The sequence below is a fragment of the Desulfobulbus rhabdoformis genome, assembly GCF_016919065.1.
Classification (GTDB): Bacteria; Desulfobacterota; Desulfobulbia; order Desulfobulbales; family Desulfobulbaceae; genus Desulfobulbus; species Desulfobulbus rhabdoformis.
Genome location: NZ_JAFFQA010000027.1, coordinates 33,408 through 52,724, shown reverse-complemented (window position 1 = coordinate 52,724; position 19,317 = coordinate 33,408). Strand labels below are relative to the sequence as shown.

The following is a 19,317-nucleotide window of genomic DNA, read 5'->3' as shown; positions in this document are numbered from 1 at the left end:
CCTGTTGGAATGGGGGAAAAGAAATGACTCATGCTCCTTAAAAATATTTTATTATAAAAGGGTTAACTCACTGTTAAGAAAGAATGTCTTTTTAGAGTTCTCCACCGGGCCGCACCACAAGCTGATCGTTCATGGCTTTTTGCACGATTGGAGAAAAATTCTCTTGTTTCCATTGACCTGCGCTATACTAGCAATAAGATTAATATTGAAGGGAATCTTGAATAATTGCTTTTTCTGCCAATCTCTGCGTTATGCGAAAAATTTTATCCCTCGGAGGTAAGCGAAGACTCCGATATCATGTATATGCCTGCGGTAAAATTTTTCACATGCCTTGACCTTGATTGAAAAATCTAATTATTCAAGACCCCCTGAATCTGTAAGCAATTACCCGTTGTCACGGATTCTGGATTATTTCCCGAAGACAGATGGTACAGGAGGGATTTTATGCAAACGATAACCTGGCAGGAGCGAGCGCAGGGAGCATTAATGGGCGCGTTTATTGGTGATGCCCTGGCCCTTGGCCCGCATTGGTATTATGACCTGGAGGAACTGCGCAAGGATTACGGAGATTGGATCAGCGACTATACCGATCCCAAGCCTGGCCGTTACCATGAAGGCTCCAAGGCAGGGCAGCTCTCCCAGTCCGGATATATCCTCAAGTTGATGATTGAATCCCTGGTGGCTCATGGAGAGTACGATCATGGGGATTTTTGTTTGCACCTTGAGGAAAAACTCTTTGTCTACCTCGATGGCACCCCTTACTCCGGTCCAGGTGGCTATACCAGTCAGTCTATACGTGAAACCTGGCGTAAGCGTGAGTTGGGGCGGGTGAGCTGGGAGCAAACAGGGGGCAAGGCCGATACCACCGAAGCTATTGAGCGAATACTGGCTTTGGCGGTTCGTTATGCCAGGCACCCAGGCGATCTGGTCCAGAATGTGGTCGAGAACACCCTGCTGACTCAAAACGATGAGATGCTGGTGGCCATGACTGTGGCGTACGCAGCCGTACTGGGGCGTCTTGTCTGTGGTGACCCGTTGGATGAAAATATTTCGCGCAACCTGATGGAGCAGGTCAAAAATGGTGAGCTGCCATTTCATGCCGTGACCCAGGGCAACCTGCAACCGCCAAAACCGGGCCAGCCCGAGAAGACGGGCGCCGGGCAGTTTTCCTCTCCCGATGCCCTTTTGACTCCTTCCTTTATTGCTCGGGCGGCCAAAGATCCCGACATTTCCATCGAACCAGCCTGGAAGGTTTCCCTGCTGTATGGCATGCCCTGCGCTATCTATCATATCCTGCCCGCCTCGTATTATCTGGCAGCCCGGTTTCAAGATGATTTTGAAGCGGGCATCCTCCATGCCGTCAACGGTGGGGGGCAGAATCAGGCACGGGCGATTCTCACCGGAGCCCTCTGCGGTGCTCAGGTGGGCATCAACAATATTCCCAAGCGTTTTATAGAGGGACTGGAGGAAGGGGGGCGCCTTATGCAGCTTACCGCCGGGTTGGCTGAACAGTCAGAGTCTGAATAACACCTGGATTCGCGATGTTTTTTTTAAGGAGGTTCAACATGTGCATCAAACGATGTGCGCTCTTGCTAACGTTGCTTTTTGCCGTTAGCCACGGTGCGCAGGCAACCGGGCTCGGGCTCAGCCAGGAGTATAGTCGTTGTATGGAAAAGGCTGGCGGCGTAACCGTGGACATGTTGAACTGTATTGCCCAGGAAACCAAGCTTCAGGATCAGCGGCTTAACAGGGCCTACAAGCGGGTTATGCAGGAGCAGAGTGAAGGGCAAAAGCAAGCATTGAAAAATGCACAACGCGCCTGGATTCGTTACCGTGATGCCAACTGTCAATTTTATGCCGACCCGGATGGGGGGTCGTTGGCGGGCGTTATGGCAAGTGATTGTCTGCTGCAGACAACCGCATCCCGTGCCCTGGAGCTGGAGCAAATGCGAAATGAGTGAGTTTTCGCAGGAAAGGTATCCTGAACATACCCGAGAAAACACCGCGATCAGCTGGAGCCAGGACCGGTATATCAAGGCCTGGAATTTTGCCTGCAATGCCCACCAGGGGCAATTACTGCCGGGGAGCAACCTGGCCTATGTCAATCATCTGGGGCTGGTGGCTATGGAGGCTATGGCCGCCATCATCCATCAGGAGAGTATTGCTTCCCCTGATCTTTTGGTGAGCTGTGCCCTGTTGCATGATACCATCGAAGACACAGATGTGAGCTATGATGAGCTGCTGCGTACGTTCGGGCCTGAAATCGCCCTGGGCGTGGCCGCGCTTTCTAAAAATCCCGAGATCGGGAGCAAAAGGGCGCAGATGGAAGAGAGCCTGAAGCGGATTCAACAGCAGCCGCAGGAAGTCTGGATGGTCAAACTGGCCGACCGGATTACCAACCTCCAGCCTCCTCCCGCCCACTGGCACGAAAAGAAAATGCATGCCTACCGTGATGAGGCTATCTTGATCGCCCAGACCCTTGGGGGAGCGAGTCCCTATCTCTGCAACCGGCTTTGGGAAAAGATTGACCTCTACAAATTTTTTATGAACGAAACCACATCCTAAGGCTTTGTCCAGCCCCCCTGGGAACAGCATACACAAGGGGCCGGAAGACCTTTGAACTTTCAGGGATGATGTCATGCAAAAGGACCGCAAAATCGCCTTACTGATTGATTGTGACAATGCCAGCCATCAGGCCGTTGATGGTGTGCTCAATGAGTTGGCCAAGTATGGGGTCACCAATATTCGACGGGCTTACGGTAACTGGAAAACCCCAAATCTCAAAGGCTGGGAGGACCAGCTTCATCCCTTTGCCATTCAGCCCATGCAGCAGTTTGCCTACACCCAAGGCAAAAATGCCACAGATGCCGCCATGATCATCGACGCTATGGACCTGCTCTATACCCAGCAAATCGATGCCTTTGCCCTGATGACCAGTGACAGCGATTTTACTCCCCTGGTCATGCGTATCCTGACCAGTGGACTGACCGTCTACGGCTTTGGAGAGAAGAAGACGCCATCGCCTTTTGTCAATGCCTGTTCCCAGTTCATTTATACCGAGAACCTGCTTGCTGCGGCCGACCATGACGATGCAGAAGAAAACGGGGGGCAACTCCATAAAAAGTCGCGTAACGAACTCCGCGGTGATGCTGCCCTGGTGAAACTGCTGCGCAATGCCGCCGAACAGACCGCCGGTGAAGACGGCTGGTCCAACCTGGGACCGGTGGGGCAGTACATCTCCAATACGGCCTCTTTCTCTCCCATCAACTACGGCTATAGAAAACTTAGTGAACTGATCCGGGCCAGCGAACTGTTCCATGTGGAGATGCGCAACAACAACAAGGTGATGTACATCAAAGACTGCCGTAAAAATTAGACCTAGACCATATAGGCCCTTTATGCCCGTGAGCACCAGCCAGATCATCCTTATAGCCGAAGACGATTCCAATACCGCCAAGCTCGTGCAGACCTATATGGAGCGCGAGGGGTTTTCCACCCGTATTGCAGCAAGTGGCCTGCAGGCCCTGCAGTTCTTTGAGCGTGAACCTTTTTGTTTTGTCATTCTGGACATTATGCTTCCAGGCCTGGATGGCTGGGAGATCTGCCGCAGGATTCGCAAAAAATCAGATGTGCCCATTTTGATGCTTACGGCCCGGGAAGAGGAGATCGACCGAATCATGGGGCTCTCCATCGGAGCCGATGATTATGTGGTGAAACCTTTCAGTCCCCGTGAGTTGGTCGAGCGGGTCAAGGCGATCTTGCGAAGAATCCGCCCCCGAGAGGAGGGGGCCCAAGAGATTCTCCGCCACGGATCAATAATGCTTGATGATGCCAAGCACAAGGTAAGTATTGCGGGGAAGGCGATTGAACTCACTGCCAGCGAGTATAAGTTGCTCCTCACACTCATGCAGTCGCCGGGCCGTGTTTTTTCCCGCGAAGAGTTGCTTGCACGGTTTTATGAGGAGGGGGAAAGCGTGGTTGAGCGCGTGATCGATGTGCATATCGGCAAGCTGCGACAGAAAATCGAACCCAACCCGGCCAAGCCGGAATTTATCCTCACTGTGCGCGGCTTTGGCTACCGGTTTACGGAGTAGGGGCGGCCAATGAAGCACCGTTTACTCTGGAAACTGCTCTTCATCAACTCGGTTCCGGTCATTCTGCTTATTCTGGTGGTTATCTGGTGGGCCATCGATCATCTGGCGGCGACCTACTTCATGGATCTGATGAATCGCTATGCCATCGAGCCCACGGAAATCCATGGCATGTTTCTTAGTTCCATCCACCACTCTCTTCTCTGGGCCAGTCTTGTAGCCCTGCTGGTGGCGGTTGGTTTGAGTTTCCTGTTGACCCGCCGCATCCTGCGCCCTTTGACCCAGATGGCATGGGTGAGTGAGCGTATTGCTCTGGGGGATTTTTCCCCCCGCCTGGAGGTGGCAACCCGAGATGAGCTTGGCGATCTGAGCCAGGCCCTCAATCAAATGGCCGATAGCCTTGCCCGGGTGGAGCAGTTACGCAAGAACATGGTGGCCGACCTGGCCCATGAATTGCGCACTCCCTTGACCAATCTCTGCGGGTATCTTGAAGGTTTACGCGATCAGGTGCTGCCGCCTAAAACCGAAACCCTGACCATGCTCCACCAGGAGAGTCTGCATCTTCTACGACTAGTGGAGAACCTACAGCAGTTGGCCCGGGCAGACGCCGCCGAGGTTGTGCTCAATCGTAGGCAGCTTGACCCGGTCAGGGAAGTGCAGCAGTTGTTGGCCCTCTATCGGCCCCGTTTTGCAGAAGAGGAGATTGAGTTGCGCGAATCTTATGTCGTTGCACAGCCTCTGTGGGCAGATCGTGAAAAGCTGCTGCAGGTGCTGCGCAATCTTTTGGAAAACTGTCTGCACTACACACCGCACAAGGGCTGGGTCGCCCTTGCTTTGACCGAACAAACCGACCATCTCCTCTTTTCTTTCAGCAACTCCGGAGCTGGCATTGCTCCAGAGGACCTTCCCTTTATCTTTGAACGTTTTTTCCGGACCGATCGTTCCCGTACCCGCCAGGCTGGTGGCTTTGGCCTAGGTCTGGCCATCTGTAAACAGCTTGTCGATGCCCAAGGCGGGGAGATCGGCGCGGAAAGCACAGCGGAGCAGACCAGGGTCTGGTTTCGGCTGCCGCTGCACTGATTACCTGAATCCGGCATTTTTGCACGTCTCCTCCATTTTTCATCTTTTACTCCTCTTTAATTGGCCTTTACCTGTTCTTTACAAAGCAGGCTTACAGGTAAGGTACGGCCAAAGAAAAATACAACAACCACAATGGAGGATACTATGAAAGCATTGACCTCGATGATAATCGCCACAACAGTATTGGTTACGCTCACTGCAGCCTGCTCTCATCCCCCTATGGAACAGACGCCCTCTATGGAGCCTGGCCCTGCAATGCATTCCATGCAAGATGATCACATGATGCAGGACACCATGGAACAGGAGAGTGGGGAAATGATGACGGAGGATTCGATGATGAAGGAGTCGGCAACATCCATGTAGGCGATGTGAGTGTACGCAGAACCTTGGCTTTCAACGCAAATCCCTTCTTTGGGATGTTCGATCACAACCCGGCCTGCAGGGCCTCTTTCCTTGAACTGGTCGAAGATGCTTGGAAGCCAGGTATCCTTAGGTGAAGCACAGAAAGATGCAGGGGAGTTGATTCCCTCGGGGAGGTAATATGAGTTCATGGCAAATGGTAACACTGGCAACGCTGGCCATTGGAATGGTCACGCTATGGGCCGTCTCTGATCATAAGGCAGTGGCGGAAATGGACAAACCGGTGAGCAGCGCAAGTAAAACCGAGCAGGCAATTTTTGCAGGCGGCTGCTTCTGGTGCATGGAAAAACCTTTTGAGCAACTCGATGGTGTCGTCTCGGTAGTCTCCGGCTATACAGGAGGGACCACGGCCAACCCAACCTATCAGAACTATAGCCAGGGTGGGCATATTGAGGTGGTGCGTATTGTCTTTGATCCAGCCAAAGTCAGTTACAACACCCTGCTTGATACCTACTGGCGTCAGGTCAACCCCACGGATAGTGGTGGTCAGTTTGTTGATCGCGGTCATGCCTATACCACCGCTATCTTTTATCTGAATGAAGAGCAGCGGCAACAGGCCGAGGCCTCCAAGGCCGCACTGGCCGCAGGTGGTGTTTTTGATAAACCCATTGTCACCCCTATTCTTCCGGCCTCCACCTTTTATGCGGCAGAAGCCTATCACCAGGATTATTATCAGAAAAATCCGATACGCTATCATTTCTACCGCTCCCGGTCAGGGCGTGATGACTTTCTTGAGCGAACCTGGCGTGATGTCGTGCCGACAGGGGAAACCAAGGAAGATTTGCAGTCGCGCCTGACGCCTCTCCAGTACAAGGTCACTCAGGAAGAAGGGACCGAACCCCCCTTTAACAATGAGTACTGGAATAACAAGAAACCGGGAATCTATGTAGATATTGTTTCCGGTGAGCCTTTGTTTAGCTCAACGGACAAGTACGACTCCGGGACGGGGTGGCCCAGCTTTATCCGCCCCCTGGTTCCGGAGAATATCGTGGAACATGAGGACAGGAGCCTGTTCTCGGTGCGCACCGAGGTCCGAAGCAAAGGCGGAGATTCCCATCTTGGCCATGTCTTTTCAGATGGGCCCGCACCAACAGGACTACGTTACTGCATCAACTCCGCTTCTCTGCGATTCGTCCCGGTTGACGAACTGGAAAAAGAGGGGCTCGGGGCGTATCGTTCACTTTTTGATCAATAAACCGGTGAGGGCGTACTATGCAAACCATGATTCTGCCCCATGATGTGCATAATGAGAAACTGGTGCAAGAGCTCCACCCTGCGGACTGGGAGAATCCCCATCCGCAGGGGCGCTATAACCTGGTGGTCATCGGAGGCGGTACCGCAGGCCTGGTCACCGCAGCCGGAGCCGCCGGTCTCGGGGCCCGTGTGGCGCTCATCGAGCGGCATCTGCTTGGCGGTGACTGTCTCAATACCGGTTGTGTGCCCTCAAAAGCCCTGCTTGCCGCTGCCCGCGCTTTCTACGATGCCCGTAACAGCGCGGGGTTTGGCCTGCGTGGCCAGGATGGACTGACCATTGATTTTCCCGCAGTGATGGAGCGGATGCGACGCCTGCGCTCTGGCATCAGTCCCCATGATTCAGCCCATCGTTTTCGTGAACTGGGAGTGGATGTCTATCTGGGCCAGGCCAGATTCGTCGATGCCTCCTCTGTCGAGGTTGGGGGCAGCCTGCTTCACTTTGATCGAGCCGCCCTCTGTACCGGAGGCCGGGCTGCGGTGCCCGCCACACCAGGGCTTGCCCAGGCGGGTTACCTTACCAATGAAACAATTTTTTCCCTCACCAGCCTCCCCAAGCAACTGGCCATCGTCGGAGGCGGGCCAATCGGCTGTGAGTTGGCCCAGGCCTTTGCCCGGTTTGGTGCTCAGGTCCATCTGCTTCAACGAGGTCCGCGTTTGTTGCCCCGAGATGATTTGGATGCCTCCCTTGTGGTTGAGGAGCGCTTTCGTGAGGAAGGAATTCATGTACATTTGCAGACACAACTGGAGCGTGTTGAAAAAGGCTCCGGTGGAGAAAAACGGTTGCTGCTGGTGGGGCAGGAGGGCACAACCGTTTTGGAGGTCGAGGCTGTCCTCGTTGCTGCCGGACGTGTACCCAACATCGAAGGGCTTGATCTGGAATTGGCAGGGGTTGCCTCTGACCTAGCTGGCGTCAGCGTTGATGATCAGCTGCGGACTACCAACAAACGCATCTTTGCCGCCGGTGATATCTGCTCAAATAAAAAATTTACTCATCTGGCCGATGCCCAGGCACGGATTCTTCTTTCCAATGCCCTTTTTTTGACGCGCCAGAAAGTCTCCAGGCTGATTGTCCCCCACTGTACCTATACAGACCCGGAGGTCGCCCAGGTTGGGCTGACAGCTCAGGAGGCCAGGGCGCAGGGGATTGAGGTAGCGAGTTATACTGTCCCGTTTGCAGATGTTGATCGCGCCCTGTTGGATGGTGAGCCCCAGGGGTTTGCCCGCGTGCATCTTCACAAAGGCAGTGATACCATTGTCGGCGGTACCGTGGTCGGGCGGCATGCGGGTGATCTCATCAGTGAGCTGACCCTGGCCATGACCGCCAACAAAGGACTGGCCGCCATTGGCCGTACCATCCACCCCTATCCCACGCGGGCGGAGGTCTTTCGCAAGCTGGCGGATGCCTATAATAAAACGCGGCTGACAGGACCGGTGAAGAAAATTTTTGCTGCATGGCTGGGCTGGAGACGTAAAAATTAGTCTGGACAGACACAGGTGGCGCATAACATTCCACCAAGGAGGATACCTATGAACAGCAAAAAAATAGTGCTCCTTGGGGGCGCCGCCCTCATGCTGCTGCTCTTTTTTGTCTTTGATCTGGATCGATTCCTGACGCTTGAATCCCTCCAAACCCACCGGGAACTGCTGCAGCAACATGCGCACGACCATCCGCTGGCCGCGCCTCTGCTGTTCATGGCCCTCTATATTGTGCAGACTGCCTTTTCCTTGCCCGGGGCTGCGATTCTCTCGCTCTCTGCGGGGCTGCTTTTTGGCGCCTTTGCCGGAACGCTCTACGCGGTGGTTGCCGCGACCATTGGCGCAACATTGGCCTTTCTTGTTGCCCGCTATCTGCTCCATGATACAGTTCAGCAACGTTTTGGTGCGCGCCTTGAAACCATCAATCAAGAGCTTGCGCAGCGGGGATTCAATTACCTGCTCTTTTTGCGGCTGGTCCCCCTTTTTCCTTTTTTTCTCATCAATTTAGCGGCAGGTTTGACCCGTTTACCATTGCGGACCTTTTTCCTGGCTACTATGGTGGGCATCATTCCCGGCGGGTTTGTCTACGTCAATGCCGGGGCTGGTCTGGCAGCCATTCATTCGCTTGGTGATGTGGCCTCAGCACGAGTCCTGGGCTCCTTTGTTCTTTTGGGGCTTTTTGCACTTATCCCCGTGGCTTGGCAGAAGTGGAAAGGGCAGGCCGCTGACTCGATGCAACAGTAAACCACGAAATCCTGAATTTGTGACGGCGGGTGGGCTCTGGACAACGTATCCTGCTCACGGGTTTGGGAATTACGAAATAGCAAGGAGATAAATCTATGGCGTGGAAGCTATCCCCCCGGATTGAGGAAATACTCAAAAAAGGACGTGACGGGGTGCCCCTGGAACGCGATGAGGCCCTGGCGCTGGTGCATCTTGAGCTGGAGAGTCGGGAGACCTACGCGCTCATGGAGGCGGCCAACCATCTCTCCCGCGCTCAGTTTGGCAAGAAGGGTGAGCGTCACTTTCATATTGGGCTCAATGTTGAGCCCTGCCCCATGGACTGTCTTTTTTGTTCTCTGACCCGAAAAGCCGGGTTATTCACCGAAAAATATGAGTATTCCATGGAGGAGATTGTCGCCTGGGCCAAACAGGGCGAGGCCCAAGGGGCCGATGGCTTGAACCTGATGGCCACCGGAACCTATCCCTTCTCGCGGCTGCTGGAAGTGGGGCGTCGGTTGAACAAGGAGGTCAGTGTACCCCTGGTCGCCAACGCCCGCGACATCAATCATAAAGAGGGAGAGCAACTCCTGGATGCCGGCTATGTCGGCTTTTATCATGCGGTGCGCTTGGGTGAAGGCAAAGATACTCCCTTTAAGCCTGAGCGCCGCATAGAAACCCTGCGTGTGCTCCATGATGTCGGCCTGAAATGGGTGAACTGTGTTGAGCCTGTGGGACCGGAGCACAGCCCAGAGGAGATTGTTGATTTGATGCTCCTGGCCCGCCGGGAAAAAGCCACTTACAGCGGCATCATGCGCCGAATTAATTTTCCCGGCTCGCCTAAAGAACCCGAAGGCATGATCAGTGAACGGCGTATGGCCCAACTGGTTGCGGTGAGTCGCCTTGTCATGGGCACCACGGTCAAGGCCCACTGTGTCCACGAACCCAACAGCCTGGCCTTGGTGGCCGGGGCAAATCTCTTCTTTCCCGAGGTGGGATCAAGTCCCCGTGATGCCGAGGCGGAAACCGGTGAGGGCAGGGGACGAACGATCGAGTACTGCTCCGATCTCCTAAGAGAGATGGAGTGGGATCCCAATCTGGCCTCTAACGTCTATTAGTCGTCTTTCAGGAGAAATTATGCTGCGTCAACTCAGTCTTGCTCTCGCATTTTTTTTCGGCACCTTCCTTGCCCTGCACAACCCTGGCCTGGCGGCTGAATATCGTGTCGGTACCTGGAAAACTGCGCAGACCATTCAACCCTTCTTTTATCAACCGTATCTGCCGGAGGGCGACACTGCCCAGGTCTTTGCCTTTACCAACCCCGCTGATCAAAAGACAGCGCTGCTCGCTGGCAGCCTGGACATGACCGGCACCACCCTGGCGCACGCCATTCGCTCCGCGGTCATGGGACAACCCGTGGTTGTCGTCGCGGCCTTGTGCAATAAGTGTTCAGCCCTGGTGGTGAAGGCTGATGGAGGGATCAAGACCATCGGCGAGCTCAAAGGAAAGAAAATTGGCTATGTGCCCGGAACGATGCATGAGATCCTTCTGCGTGAAGCCCTGACCCGTAATGGGCTGTCGCCGCAAAAAGATGTGCAGCTGGTTCGGGTGGATTTTTTTGATATGGGCACGGCCCTGGCCAAGGGGGCTATAGATGCCTTTCTCTCGGGTGAACCCTTTCCCACCATGGCGGTTGACAAGGGGTATGGCCGCATTCTCTCCTATCCGTATTTTGGTGAATCCGTGGGCACAATCAATGCGGGAATGCTGGTCAATCGCAAGCTGATTGAAGAAAACCCCCAGGCCGTACAAACACTGGTTACTGCCCATGCCCGGGCAACCCAGAGCCTCAATCAGGACCGTGCAACCTGGCTGGAACGCGCGGCCGCCTTTGGGACGCCACGCACCATCCTTGAGCAGGCCGCTGAAAATATGGAGCTTGCCTGGTCCATGGATGAGCACTTTATCAAGCAGGCCAAAGCCCTGGGCGAACGTATGCAGGCCCTTGGCGTGATCAGCCGACAGCCTGATTATAACACCCTCTTTGACCTGCGCTTTGTGCAACAGGCCCGGCTGGAGTTGGCCCGATAAGTTTGACAGACCTGAGCAAAGATGCACTGTTGGTGAACGAGAAGAAAAACAAAGGGAAGAGACCCCTCGGCTCCCTTGTTTTGGGGGTGTTGCTCCCCCTGCTGCTGCTCGCTCTCTGGGAGGGAATAAGCCGGTTCAATCTGGTGCCCGCCTATCTGCTGCCATCACCTGAACAGGTTTTGATTACGGCGAAATCCTATATCTTTGATCAGCCGGGGAGCGGGCCGTACAGTGGTCGCTTTTGGGGGGATCTGAGCGCCTCTCTTGTCCGGGTCGTCTCCGGCTTTTCCCTGGCAGCACTCTGCGCCATCCCCCTTGGCCTCTGTTCGGGGCGGATCGAGCGAATCAACGCTTTGCTCAGTGGCTTGGTCAATGGGCTCCGCGCAGTTCCCGGCATCTGCTGGCTGCCCCTGGCGATGATCTGGTTTGGTATTGGCCTGAAAACTACAGTTTTTCTTGTGGCTCTGGCCGCTTTTTTTCCAATCTACCAAAATACCCTCACCGGTTCCGCTCTGGTGGCCCCTGTCTATCTTCAGGCCGGGGCCATGCTTGGTGTGTCACCACTGGGCCGCGTGTTTTCCATCATTGTGCCCATGGCTATGCCCAATATCATAGTGGGGCTACGGTTGGGGATGGGAATTGCCTGGGCTTACCTGGTTCTAGGAGAACTTACCGGGGTGCCCGATGGTTTGGGGGCCGTGATTATGGATGCCCGCATGCTTGGGCAGACCGATCTTATCGTGGTTGGAATCTTCCTCATTGCCCTTATCGGCAAACTTTGCGATTCCCTTTTGGTGCTGCTCCTGCGGACTCTTTTTAAAAGTGCACGAAGGCTGTGACTATGGAGCAATCTGTGCAAATCGATCCTCTTTTACGTATTCAGGCCTTGAGCCATTGGTACAGAATAAATGGTGCGGCACGTCTGGTTTTCAGTAACCTTCAGGGGGAACTCCGGCAGGGGGAGCTGGTCTGTCTGATTGGTCGTTCCGGCTGCGGCAAGTCGACCCTGTTGAAGGTCATTGCCGGATTCTTACAACCTAGCAGTGGAAAATGTCTGTTGGCAGGGCAAGAGATTGGAGACGCTGGCCCGGATCGGGGGGTCGTGTTTCAGGAGGATGCGCTCTTCCCCTGGTTGACCGTGCGGGAAAATGTCACCTTTGGGATGAAGGCAAACACCATTGATTCGGGCGAAGTGGATGCGCTTTTACAGCAGGTGGGCCTCTTCGACTACGCGGGGCAGCTTCCGCAAACGCTTTCCGGTGGGATGAAACAGCGGGTGGCCCTTGCACGGGTGCTTATTCGTTCACCGCGTCTCCTGCTGATGGATGAGCCCTTTGGCGCCCTGGATGCACAGACCCGGGAAGAGATGCAGAGCCTGTTGCTGCGGCTGATGCGTGACCGGCAGCAGACGGTGATTTTTGTGACCCATGATGTCCAGGAGGCCCTGCTCCTGGCTGATCGCATCTGGCTGATGGATCAGGAGGGAGGCGGCTTCACCCATGAACTCCTGGTTGCCTTGCCACGCCCTCGAGATCCTTCCGTTCCTGCATTTCAGGAGCAGGCGCGACAACTTCACTCCTGGCTCAGGCAATGACCACCACCTTGAGCATCATCATTCCTACGCTGAATGAGGCCCAATCGCTGCCGCTTCTCCTGGCTGATCTTCAGCGCCAACGCGGGATACGCCTTGACGTCATTGTGGGAGATGGTGGCTCCTCCGACAGGACCAGGCAGGTGAGTCTTGCTGGAGGGGCCCGGTTCGTCCAGGCCCGCCGGGGACGGGGCGCTCAGATGAATGATGCCGCCGCCCAGGCACACGGGGTGTACCTGCTCTTTCTTCACGCCGATTCCAGACTTGAGGATCCTTTTTTGCTTGCCGATGCACTCCAGGCTTTGCGGAAGGCCAGCTGGAAAACGCCACTGGTTGCGGGACATTTCAGTCTTTCTTTTCAGCGAAGCAGTCGTGCCCATGAGCTGAGTTATCGCTATATCGAGGCCAAAACCAGGCTCAACCGAGTCAATACCACCAATGGTGACCAGGGGCTTTTGCTCTCACGCAACTGGTTTGAGCATGTTGGTGGGTTTGACGAGCGACTCCCTTTCCTCGAGGACCAGCGGATGGCTGAAATTCTGCGGCTGCAGGGACGGCTGATCACCCTGCCTGGTACGCTTGTAACCTCGGCCAGACGCTTTGAAAGCGAAGGTTTTTTTCAGCGATACCTGAGTATGGGCCTGATCATGGTGGCCTTCAGCACGGGCCTCGATGATTTTTTTAAGCGGTTACCCCAAATCTATCGCCTCCATCACCAATGCGGTCATCTCCTGCTCAGCCCCATAGTACACGGTTTTTTCTCCACACTTTTTTTCCCGGCTTCCCTGCCCGGCATCAACAGGCGTATTGAACGTATCGGTGCCTACCTGGCGCAAAACTGCTGGCAGCCTTTCTTCTTTATCGATGTTGTCCTGCAGACAATTTTTAAGCAAAAGAGTGACTGGATGCTTGGAGTCTATGACCGCATCGTTGGCCAGAAAACACCCTCCAACCTGGTTGCCCTGCTGCTAGGCTGGGGAGCGGTTTGCCTCTTTGGAGGTGTCCTTATGCCCCTTATCTGGTGCTGGGAGAAGATGGAAAAATGGCTTGGGAGAGGGCGATGAACCCCACAATGATAGCGCTGATGGTGCGGGTGCCCCTTCCGGGGAAGGTGAAGACCAGATTGATCCCCCGCCTGGGACCGGCTGGAGCCTGCCGTCTCTACCAGGCCATGGTCGAGGATATCCTGGACCAGATAGCGGCAAGCGGCATACCTTTGAGCTTACTGTATACCGGGGGGGAAGTCGACCAGCTGCCGAAATCCTGGCAGGAGAAGGCGGCTGTCTGTCTGGCACAGCAGGGACAGGATCTCGGTGCGCGTATGCAGCATGGACTGATAACCTGTCACCAGTGCGCGGAAAGCGGGATATTAATCGGCAGCGATATTCCGGATATGACCAGTACCGTCCTGGTACAGGCCAGAGAGGCCCTCAGCAGGGGGCCTGTGGTGTTGGCACCGGCCAAGGATGGCGGTTACTGCCTGTTGGCAACAATAAGGGGTGTGTCAGTACAGTCCGTAATGACGGAGATGACCTGGAGTACGGATCAGGTTCTTGCTGAAACGTTGCGGCGCCTTCATGCAGAAGGGCAGGAGGTTGCGCTGTTGCCTGCACTCAGGGATCTGGATACGGCTGAAGATCTCTGTGCCTATTGGCAAAGCCCTAATCCCGAGGCCCTGCATACCAACCAGGTCCTGGCCAGCCTTACATATCCTCTTTGAGTCTTTCATAACATTCCGGGCAGCACCCATGGGAAATTGCGGTTCCGTTTTTCTGATACAAAAATTTCTCCATTCGCATCCAGGGCCCTTTTCCTCGGGCGGACTTACTGTCATCGCGCACCTTTTTACAGTACATGCAGACCGGGAGGATGCTCTCCAGTGTTTGTATATCATCAAGCGCTTTGTGCAGGCTTTCAATCAGGCCCTCATTTTGTTGCTGCATGCGTTTACGCCAGGAAATCTCCGCTGCCAGGTTTTGGTTGCTTTCTTTGAGCTCACGAAAGATGAGTTCAAAAGGCCGTTCAATGCCCGTCTTGATAATGGCCAGGTAGACCAGAAGAAAGGAGAAGATTTTGAAATAGTGGCCAATGAGGTTAGAAAATCCGTAATTGCTGATATAAAAGGTAAAGGCAAGCTCGGATATAATGGTGCAGATAATGGATGCAAAGAGAATGTGGTAGGTTTTGCGCTCAAACTTTTCTTGATGTCTATAGAGCAGATACAGCGCCATCACTAAAATGGCACAGATGAGATATTCGCTGATTTTTTTAAAGGAAGTCAGGCCGATACCTTCGATGAAGCAAACCGGGAAAATTTTCCAGGAGAAAATTGAGGCAACAAGCAGGGCTGTCATCAGGAAGTAGACCGCGAAGATCTGCTCCACCCCTGGCAGTTTTTTGGAACCGAGAAAAGTAAACGCAATCAGAAGGGTGATGCTTTCCATATACCGGGCACCAATCCAGAGTTGGTTGGCATAGTAGGCATAGTCGGTAAAAATGGGCATTCCCTTATAGGATAGGGTATGGAGCAGGTCGAGAAAACCGATAAAAAGGTAGGCGATACCGATAAAAAGCAGGTAGGCGTTGTGAATATACTTTGCTGAGTTTCGAGCGAGAACAAAGATGGAAAAGGCCACCACAATGCTGAATATTTCTGCAAGAGAATGAAAGAGCAGGTAATTGACAAAGGTGGTGGCATAAAGACCAGTGAAGGCAGCCAGCAAAACAACTGTCGTTAGAATTTTTTGACGCATGCGGTGAGGCTGGAGCAAAAGTGTCATCAACATGTACCTCATGGCAACAAAGACAGGTCCGGGTAGACGAGATCTACATTCCGTCTAGTCTCTTCCAATTATACCTGGAATTGTAACCGCTTCAGCGGTTGTTGCCAAATGGAGACACCATAAAAAAAGAGATGAGCAGAGAAAAAAAGAGGCGGTGATGTCCGCCTCTTTGACCTTTCTGGCCCGTAGAACCTACTGTTGGGTTGGGGCAGCGGGTATGCGTGCAGATTGGGTGGGGGAATAATGTACGACTCAGGAGAAATCAGCCAAATCGACCGGTGATGTAGTCCTCGGTGAGTTGGTGCCGGGGGTTGGTAAAGATGCGATCCGTGGGGCCGACCTCAACCAGATCGCCCAGGTGAAAGTAGGCGGTGCGCTGGGAGACACGGGCTGCCTGCTGCATGTTATGGGTAACGATGACAATCGTATACTGGGTCTTGAGCTCGGTGATCAGGTCTTCAACCGTGGCCGTGGCGATGGGGTCCAGAGCGGAACAGGGCTCATCCATGAGGATTACCTCTGGGCGTACGGCGATGGCGCGGGCAATACAGAGTCGCTGCTGCTGACCACCGGAGAGGCCGGTGCCGGGCTGTTCCAGACGGTCACTGACCTCATCCCACAGTCCCGCCTTTTTCAGGGAGTCCTCGACAATATCGGTCAGTTCGGTTTTGTTGCTTACCAGGCCGTGAATTTTGGGGCCGTAGGCGACGTTCTCAAAGATGGATTTCGGAAAGGGATTGGGTTTTTGAAAAACCATGCCCACCTGTGCCCGCAGGGGCACCACGTCGACTTTCTTGTCGTAGATATCAAGGGAATCCAAAAGGATTTGACCGGTGACCCGACAGGTGGCCACGGTGTCGTTCATCCGGTTGAGGCAACGAAGAAAGGTGGACTTACCACAGCCCGAGGGGCCGATCATGGCAAGGACCTCATTTTTGCCCACATCTATTGAAACATCATGAATGGCGTGTTTCTCGCCATAATAGACGTTGACTTCCCTACAGGTCATGCGTGGTTCGTCAACAAAGGGGACACCGACAGTTTGGCGCTGATCACGGTCGACCTTGCGTACCTTAGCCGCGGCTGCTTCCCCTTCCTCTTTTTCTGCTATAGCATCACGCATGTCTAAGACCGTGTCCATTGCTGTTGCCATCTGTTAACTCCTGACGACGAAAGGCTCATACGAGCCTTTCGTCATTGTACTGTAGTGGTTTGAGTATGCCACTCCCTCTCGTTGTTAGTCAAGCACCACGGGGGTAAGGTTTTTGGCGATATCGGCATATTTTTTCTGCTCGGCTTTCGGGGCAGGAATCAAACCCTTCTCTGCAAGATAGCCTTCCTCTCCCCAGGCACGATCGCTGGTGTACTCGGCCAGGAACTCTTTGATACCGGGGATAACGCCAACGTGGGCATTTTTCACGTAAATAAAGAGCGGACGGGAGACAACGTAGGAACCGTCTGCAATGTTCTCAAAGGTGGGCTCGGAGCCATCGATGATGGAACCGTGGATCTTATCTGCATTCTGGTCCAGGAAGCTGAAACCAAAGATACCCAGGCTGCGCGGGTTCGCCTCGAGTTTCTGGACGATCAGGTTATCATTCTCGCCAGCCTCGATGTAGCCGCCGTCTTCACGTACGGTGCGGCAGGCAGCTTTGAATTTCTTTTTATCAACTTTTTTCATGGCTTTGACAAAACCATACTCAGAGCATCCCTCGTCCATAACCAGCTCAACAAAGGCGTCGCGGGTACCTGAGGTGGGGGGAGGACCGAGAACCTCGATTTTGTCTGCAGGCAATGACTTGTTGACGTCTTTCCAGGTTTTATAGGGGTTCTCAACCAGTTTCTCTGCTCCGTCCGGGCTCGGTACGACCTTGGCAAGCGCAAGATAGAGATCTTTACGGCTTACCTTGAACTGAGGAGCTTTCTTGGAGTTGGCAACAACGATTCCATCATACCCAACTTTGATCTCGGTAACTTCTTTCACGCCGTTTTTCTGGCAGGTTGCCATCTCAGATTTTTTCATGCGGCGGGAGGCGTTGGTCAGGTCAGGAGTATCAGTTCCTGCACCGGCGCAGAACAGTTTCATACCGCCACCGGTACCTGTGGATTCAATTTTCGGGGTTTTAAATTTGGTGGTTTTACCAAACTGCTCGGCAACCGAGGTAGAGAAAGGATACACGGTGGACGAACCAACCATGGAGATGTAATCACGACCAGCAGCCTGAGCAGTGGTGGTGGCAGCAACCAGCATGGAGGCGGCAGCCAGAGTTAATCCAAATTTGCGCATGGGAGAATCTCCTTTAAAAGTAATGTAAAATTGACGTTGGATAAGTTAGATGCAGTGAGTTCGATTTTTGTTAGCAAACGGTTTTATTTTGATTACCAGCGACGTTCGAATTTGTTTCGCAGAATGACCGCTGTTGCGTTCATGGTTAAGAGCAAAAAGAGCAGCACCATGATGGCGGCCGACGTACGCTCGACAAAGGCGCGTTCCGGTGAATCCGCCCAGAGGTAAATTTGCACCGGCAGCACCGTGGCCGGATCGGAAAAACCAGATGGCACATCGACAATAAAGGCCACCATGCCGATCATCAACAAAGGTGCGGTTTCCCCCAGGGCGCGTGCCATACCGATGATGGCTCCGGTCAGCATGCCCGGAAGCGCCAGTGGCAGAATATGATGGCTGATGGTCTGCATCTTGGAAGCACCTACACCCAGAGCAGCCTCTCGAATCGAGGGGGGAACCGACTTAAGTGAGGCGCGTGCCGCGATGATGATCGTGGGTAGGGTCATCAGGGTCAAAACCAGACCACCAACAAGCGAGCTGGAACGGGCCAGGCTCATGAAATTTAAAAAGACGGCCAGACCCAAAAGACCAAAGACAATGGAGGGAATGGCGGCCAGGTTGTTGATGTTGACCTCGATCAGATCGGTGAGCCTGTTCTGGGGGGCAAATTCCTCCAGGTAGACCGCGGCCGCGACACCAATGGGAAAGCTGAGCAGCAAGGTGACCAGCAGGGTGTAAAAAGAGCCCATGGTCGCGCCACGAATACCGGCAAGTTCAGGTTCACGGGAGTCACCTGCCTCAAAGAAGGTAGCGTTGAATGATTTTTTGATACGCCCGGCAGCCTGCAACTGATCGATCCATTCGATTTCTTTGTCATTAATACGTCGGGAAGATTCAGGGAGCTCACGAGAAATATGTCCTTTGACAAACATATCCACCTCGTCGTCGGCTGGCACCCAGAGCGAGAGGACGGTGCCGATGAGTTCTGGCTGGCTCATGACCAGCTTCTGCAGCTGAAAGGAGGCTCCGGTGCTGACCAATTTGCTGAGTTCTCGCTTGTCACGACGACCTTTGACCTGAGGGAAGTTGTCTAGCATCGCCCGCTTTACCAAGGATCCATAGTTGGCTGTTGCCAGATTTTCCACATCAAGTGTCTCTGCATCGAGATGGATGTCCAAAAGGATCTCGGTCTGGAGAAAAGCTGTATAGCCTTTGGCTCCAATGGAGCCCAAAAGGAGCACCAAAAAGGCCAGACTCATAATGATTGCAGAGAGGCCAAAGAGGCGAAATCGTTTTTCTTTACGGTATCGGGCGGCAAGACCTTTATGAACCCGATCCATGGTGCTTTGTTGAGTTGCGCTCATCGCCACTCTCCTTGATAGTGGGGCCGTTTTACCTGAGAGGTTGAAAACGGCTTGCTTCCATGAATGAATAGAGGGAATCTTGAATAATTGCTTTTTCTGCCAATCCCGGCGTCATGCTTAAAATTTTATCCTCGGAATATCACATATATACCTGCGGTAA

Annotated in this window: 20 protein-coding genes; 16 read left to right on the top strand and 4 right to left on the bottom strand. The window is 53.8% G+C overall.

All coding sequences use genetic code 11. The features are described 5' to 3' along the window. Window positions 1-444: 444 nt before the first annotated feature. The 16 genes from JWJ90_RS14540 to JWJ90_RS14465 all read left to right on the top strand — a co-directional run bounded on the left by JWJ90_RS14540 (window position 445) and on the right by JWJ90_RS14465 (window position 14,443). Window positions 445-1,527 carry an ADP-ribosylglycohydrolase family protein gene (locus JWJ90_RS14540; RefSeq protein ID WP_205227956.1) on the top strand — a complete coding sequence of 361 codons (1,083 nt, stop codon included), beginning with the start codon at window positions 445-447 and terminating at the stop codon, window positions 1,525-1,527. Between the two features lie 38 nt (window positions 1,528-1,565). Then, window positions 1,566-1,961, top strand: a complete 396-nt coding sequence (locus JWJ90_RS14535) for a lysozyme inhibitor LprI family protein (protein ID WP_205227955.1) — start codon at window positions 1,566-1,568, stop codon at window positions 1,959-1,961. Continuing rightward, entirely contained in the window at window positions 1,954-2,565 is a 612-nt protein-coding gene (locus JWJ90_RS14530; RefSeq protein ID WP_205227954.1) for an HD domain-containing protein, read from the top strand. The genes JWJ90_RS14535 and JWJ90_RS14530 overlap by 8 nt, the downstream gene beginning before the upstream one ends. 73 nt (window positions 2,566-2,638) lie before the next feature. Next, on the top strand, window positions 2,639-3,376 hold the full coding sequence (locus JWJ90_RS14525; RefSeq protein ID WP_205227953.1) for an NYN domain-containing protein: 738 nt from the start codon (window positions 2,639-2,641) through the stop codon (window positions 3,374-3,376). A gap of 22 nt (window positions 3,377-3,398) precedes the next feature. Beyond that, window positions 3,399-4,094 (top strand): response regulator transcription factor, encoded by a 696-nt coding sequence (locus JWJ90_RS14520; protein WP_205227952.1) that lies wholly within the window; start codon window positions 3,399-3,401, stop codon window positions 4,092-4,094. Window positions 4,095-4,103: 9 nt separating this feature from the next. Next, a complete protein-coding gene (locus tag JWJ90_RS14515; protein ID WP_205227951.1) occupies window positions 4,104-5,171 on the top strand; it encodes a sensor histidine kinase in 1,068 nt (355 codons plus the stop codon). Window positions 5,172-5,315: 144 nt separating this feature from the next. Beyond that, the gene (locus JWJ90_RS14510; protein WP_205227950.1) at window positions 5,316-5,534 is read left to right on the top strand and encodes a hypothetical protein; all 219 of its coding nucleotides are present in this window, start codon (window positions 5,316-5,318) and stop codon (window positions 5,532-5,534) included. A 178-nt stretch (window positions 5,535-5,712) separates the two neighbouring features. Continuing rightward, window positions 5,713-6,786, top strand: coding sequence for a peptide-methionine (R)-S-oxide reductase MsrB (gene msrB, locus JWJ90_RS14505; protein ID WP_338032335.1), 1,074 nt, complete (start codon window positions 5,713-5,715; stop codon window positions 6,784-6,786). Between the two features lie 17 nt (window positions 6,787-6,803). Then, entirely contained in the window at window positions 6,804-8,324 is a 1,521-nt protein-coding gene (locus JWJ90_RS14500; RefSeq protein WP_205227949.1) for a mercuric reductase, read from the top strand. Between the two features lie 48 nt (window positions 8,325-8,372). Then, entirely contained in the window at window positions 8,373-9,065 is a 693-nt protein-coding gene (locus JWJ90_RS14495; RefSeq protein ID WP_205227948.1) for a TVP38/TMEM64 family protein, read from the top strand. Between the two features lie 95 nt (window positions 9,066-9,160). Next, a complete protein-coding gene (locus JWJ90_RS14490) occupies window positions 9,161-10,159 on the top strand; it encodes a radical SAM protein (RefSeq protein WP_205227947.1) in 999 nt (332 codons plus the stop codon). Window positions 10,160-10,178: 19 nt separating this feature from the next. Continuing rightward, a complete protein-coding gene (locus JWJ90_RS14485; RefSeq protein WP_205227946.1) occupies window positions 10,179-11,132 on the top strand; it encodes an ABC transporter substrate-binding protein in 954 nt (317 codons plus the stop codon). A 2-nt stretch (window positions 11,133-11,134) separates the two neighbouring features. Then, window positions 11,135-11,971: an ABC transporter permease gene (locus JWJ90_RS14480; protein ID WP_240194958.1), complete on the top strand. Its 837-nt coding sequence runs from the start codon at window positions 11,135-11,137 to the stop codon at window positions 11,969-11,971. A gap of 14 nt (window positions 11,972-11,985) precedes the next feature. After that, on the top strand, window positions 11,986-12,726 hold the full coding sequence (locus JWJ90_RS14475) for an ATP-binding cassette domain-containing protein (protein ID WP_205227945.1): 741 nt from the start codon (window positions 11,986-11,988) through the stop codon (window positions 12,724-12,726). Further along, window positions 12,723-13,787, top strand: a complete 1,065-nt coding sequence (locus JWJ90_RS14470) for a TIGR04283 family arsenosugar biosynthesis glycosyltransferase (protein ID WP_205227944.1) — start codon at window positions 12,723-12,725, stop codon at window positions 13,785-13,787. Before JWJ90_RS14475 ends, JWJ90_RS14470 begins: the two co-directional genes overlap by 4 nt. After that, window positions 13,784-14,443 (top strand): TIGR04282 family arsenosugar biosynthesis glycosyltransferase, encoded by a 660-nt coding sequence (locus JWJ90_RS14465; protein ID WP_205227943.1) that lies wholly within the window; start codon window positions 13,784-13,786, stop codon window positions 14,441-14,443. Before JWJ90_RS14470 ends, JWJ90_RS14465 begins: the two co-directional genes overlap by 4 nt. On the opposite strand, the gene JWJ90_RS14460 is transcribed toward JWJ90_RS14465, so the two are convergent. From JWJ90_RS14460 to pstA, 4 genes are all read right to left on the bottom strand, one after another. Beyond that, window positions 14,427-15,503, bottom strand: a complete 1,077-nt coding sequence (locus JWJ90_RS14460; protein WP_205227942.1) for an MASE3 domain-containing protein — start codon at window positions 15,501-15,503, stop codon at window positions 14,427-14,429. The two genes, JWJ90_RS14465 and JWJ90_RS14460, sit on opposite strands and share 17 nt — an antisense overlap. Window positions 15,504-15,768: 265 nt before the next feature. Further along, a complete protein-coding gene (gene pstB / locus JWJ90_RS14455) occupies window positions 15,769-16,659 on the bottom strand; it encodes a phosphate ABC transporter ATP-binding protein PstB (protein WP_420828919.1) in 891 nt (296 codons plus the stop codon). Window positions 16,660-16,743: 84 nt separating this feature from the next. Beyond that, entirely contained in the window at window positions 16,744-17,793 is a 1,050-nt protein-coding gene (locus JWJ90_RS14450) for a PstS family phosphate ABC transporter substrate-binding protein (RefSeq protein WP_205227941.1), read from the bottom strand. A gap of 92 nt (window positions 17,794-17,885) precedes the next feature. Then, window positions 17,886-19,157, bottom strand: coding sequence for a phosphate ABC transporter permease PstA (gene pstA / locus JWJ90_RS14445; RefSeq protein ID WP_240194956.1), 1,272 nt, complete (start codon window positions 19,155-19,157; stop codon window positions 17,886-17,888). Window positions 19,158-19,317 lie beyond the last annotated feature (160 nt).

What these genes read in the sequence shown, in the direction of transcription:
- JWJ90_RS14520 (WP_205227952.1), top strand. Translation starts at nt 3,399, where the DNA reads ATGCCCGTGAGCACCAGCCAGATCATCCTTATAGCCGAAGACGATTCC.
- JWJ90_RS14465 (WP_205227943.1), top strand. Translation starts at nt 13,784, where the DNA reads ATGAACCCCACAATGATAGCGCTGATGGTGCGGGTGCCCCTTCCGGGG.
- JWJ90_RS14515 (WP_205227951.1), top strand. Translation starts at nt 4,104, where the DNA reads ATGAAGCACCGTTTACTCTGGAAACTGCTCTTCATCAACTCGGTTCCG.
- JWJ90_RS14530 (WP_205227954.1), top strand. Translation starts at nt 1,954, where the DNA reads ATGAGTGAGTTTTCGCAGGAAAGGTATCCTGAACATACCCGAGAAAAC.
- JWJ90_RS14490 (WP_205227947.1), top strand. Translation starts at nt 9,161, where the DNA reads ATGGCGTGGAAGCTATCCCCCCGGATTGAGGAAATACTCAAAAAAGGA.
- JWJ90_RS14510 (WP_205227950.1), top strand. Translation starts at nt 5,316, where the DNA reads ATGAAAGCATTGACCTCGATGATAATCGCCACAACAGTATTGGTTACG.
- pstA (WP_240194956.1), bottom strand. Translation starts at nt 19,157, where the DNA reads ATGAGCGCAACTCAACAAAGCACCATGGATCGGGTTCATAAAGGTCTT.
- JWJ90_RS14535 (WP_205227955.1), top strand. Translation starts at nt 1,566, where the DNA reads ATGTGCATCAAACGATGTGCGCTCTTGCTAACGTTGCTTTTTGCCGTT.
- JWJ90_RS14525 (WP_205227953.1), top strand. Translation starts at nt 2,639, where the DNA reads ATGCAAAAGGACCGCAAAATCGCCTTACTGATTGATTGTGACAATGCC.
- JWJ90_RS14460 (WP_205227942.1), bottom strand. Translation starts at nt 15,503, where the DNA reads ATGACACTTTTGCTCCAGCCTCACCGCATGCGTCAAAAAATTCTAACG.
- msrB (WP_338032335.1), top strand. Translation starts at nt 5,713, where the DNA reads ATGAGTTCATGGCAAATGGTAACACTGGCAACGCTGGCCATTGGAATG.
- JWJ90_RS14470 (WP_205227944.1), top strand. Translation starts at nt 12,723, where the DNA reads ATGACCACCACCTTGAGCATCATCATTCCTACGCTGAATGAGGCCCAA.
- JWJ90_RS14485 (WP_205227946.1), top strand. Translation starts at nt 10,179, where the DNA reads ATGCTGCGTCAACTCAGTCTTGCTCTCGCATTTTTTTTCGGCACCTTC.
- JWJ90_RS14500 (WP_205227949.1), top strand. Translation starts at nt 6,804, where the DNA reads ATGCAAACCATGATTCTGCCCCATGATGTGCATAATGAGAAACTGGTG.
- JWJ90_RS14495 (WP_205227948.1), top strand. Translation starts at nt 8,373, where the DNA reads ATGAACAGCAAAAAAATAGTGCTCCTTGGGGGCGCCGCCCTCATGCTG.
- JWJ90_RS14450 (WP_205227941.1), bottom strand. Translation starts at nt 17,793, where the DNA reads ATGCGCAAATTTGGATTAACTCTGGCTGCCGCCTCCATGCTGGTTGCT.
- pstB (WP_420828919.1), bottom strand. Translation starts at nt 16,659, where the DNA reads ATGGCAACAGCAATGGACACGGTCTTAGACATGCGTGATGCTATAGCA.
- JWJ90_RS14540 (WP_205227956.1), top strand. Translation starts at nt 445, where the DNA reads ATGCAAACGATAACCTGGCAGGAGCGAGCGCAGGGAGCATTAATGGGC.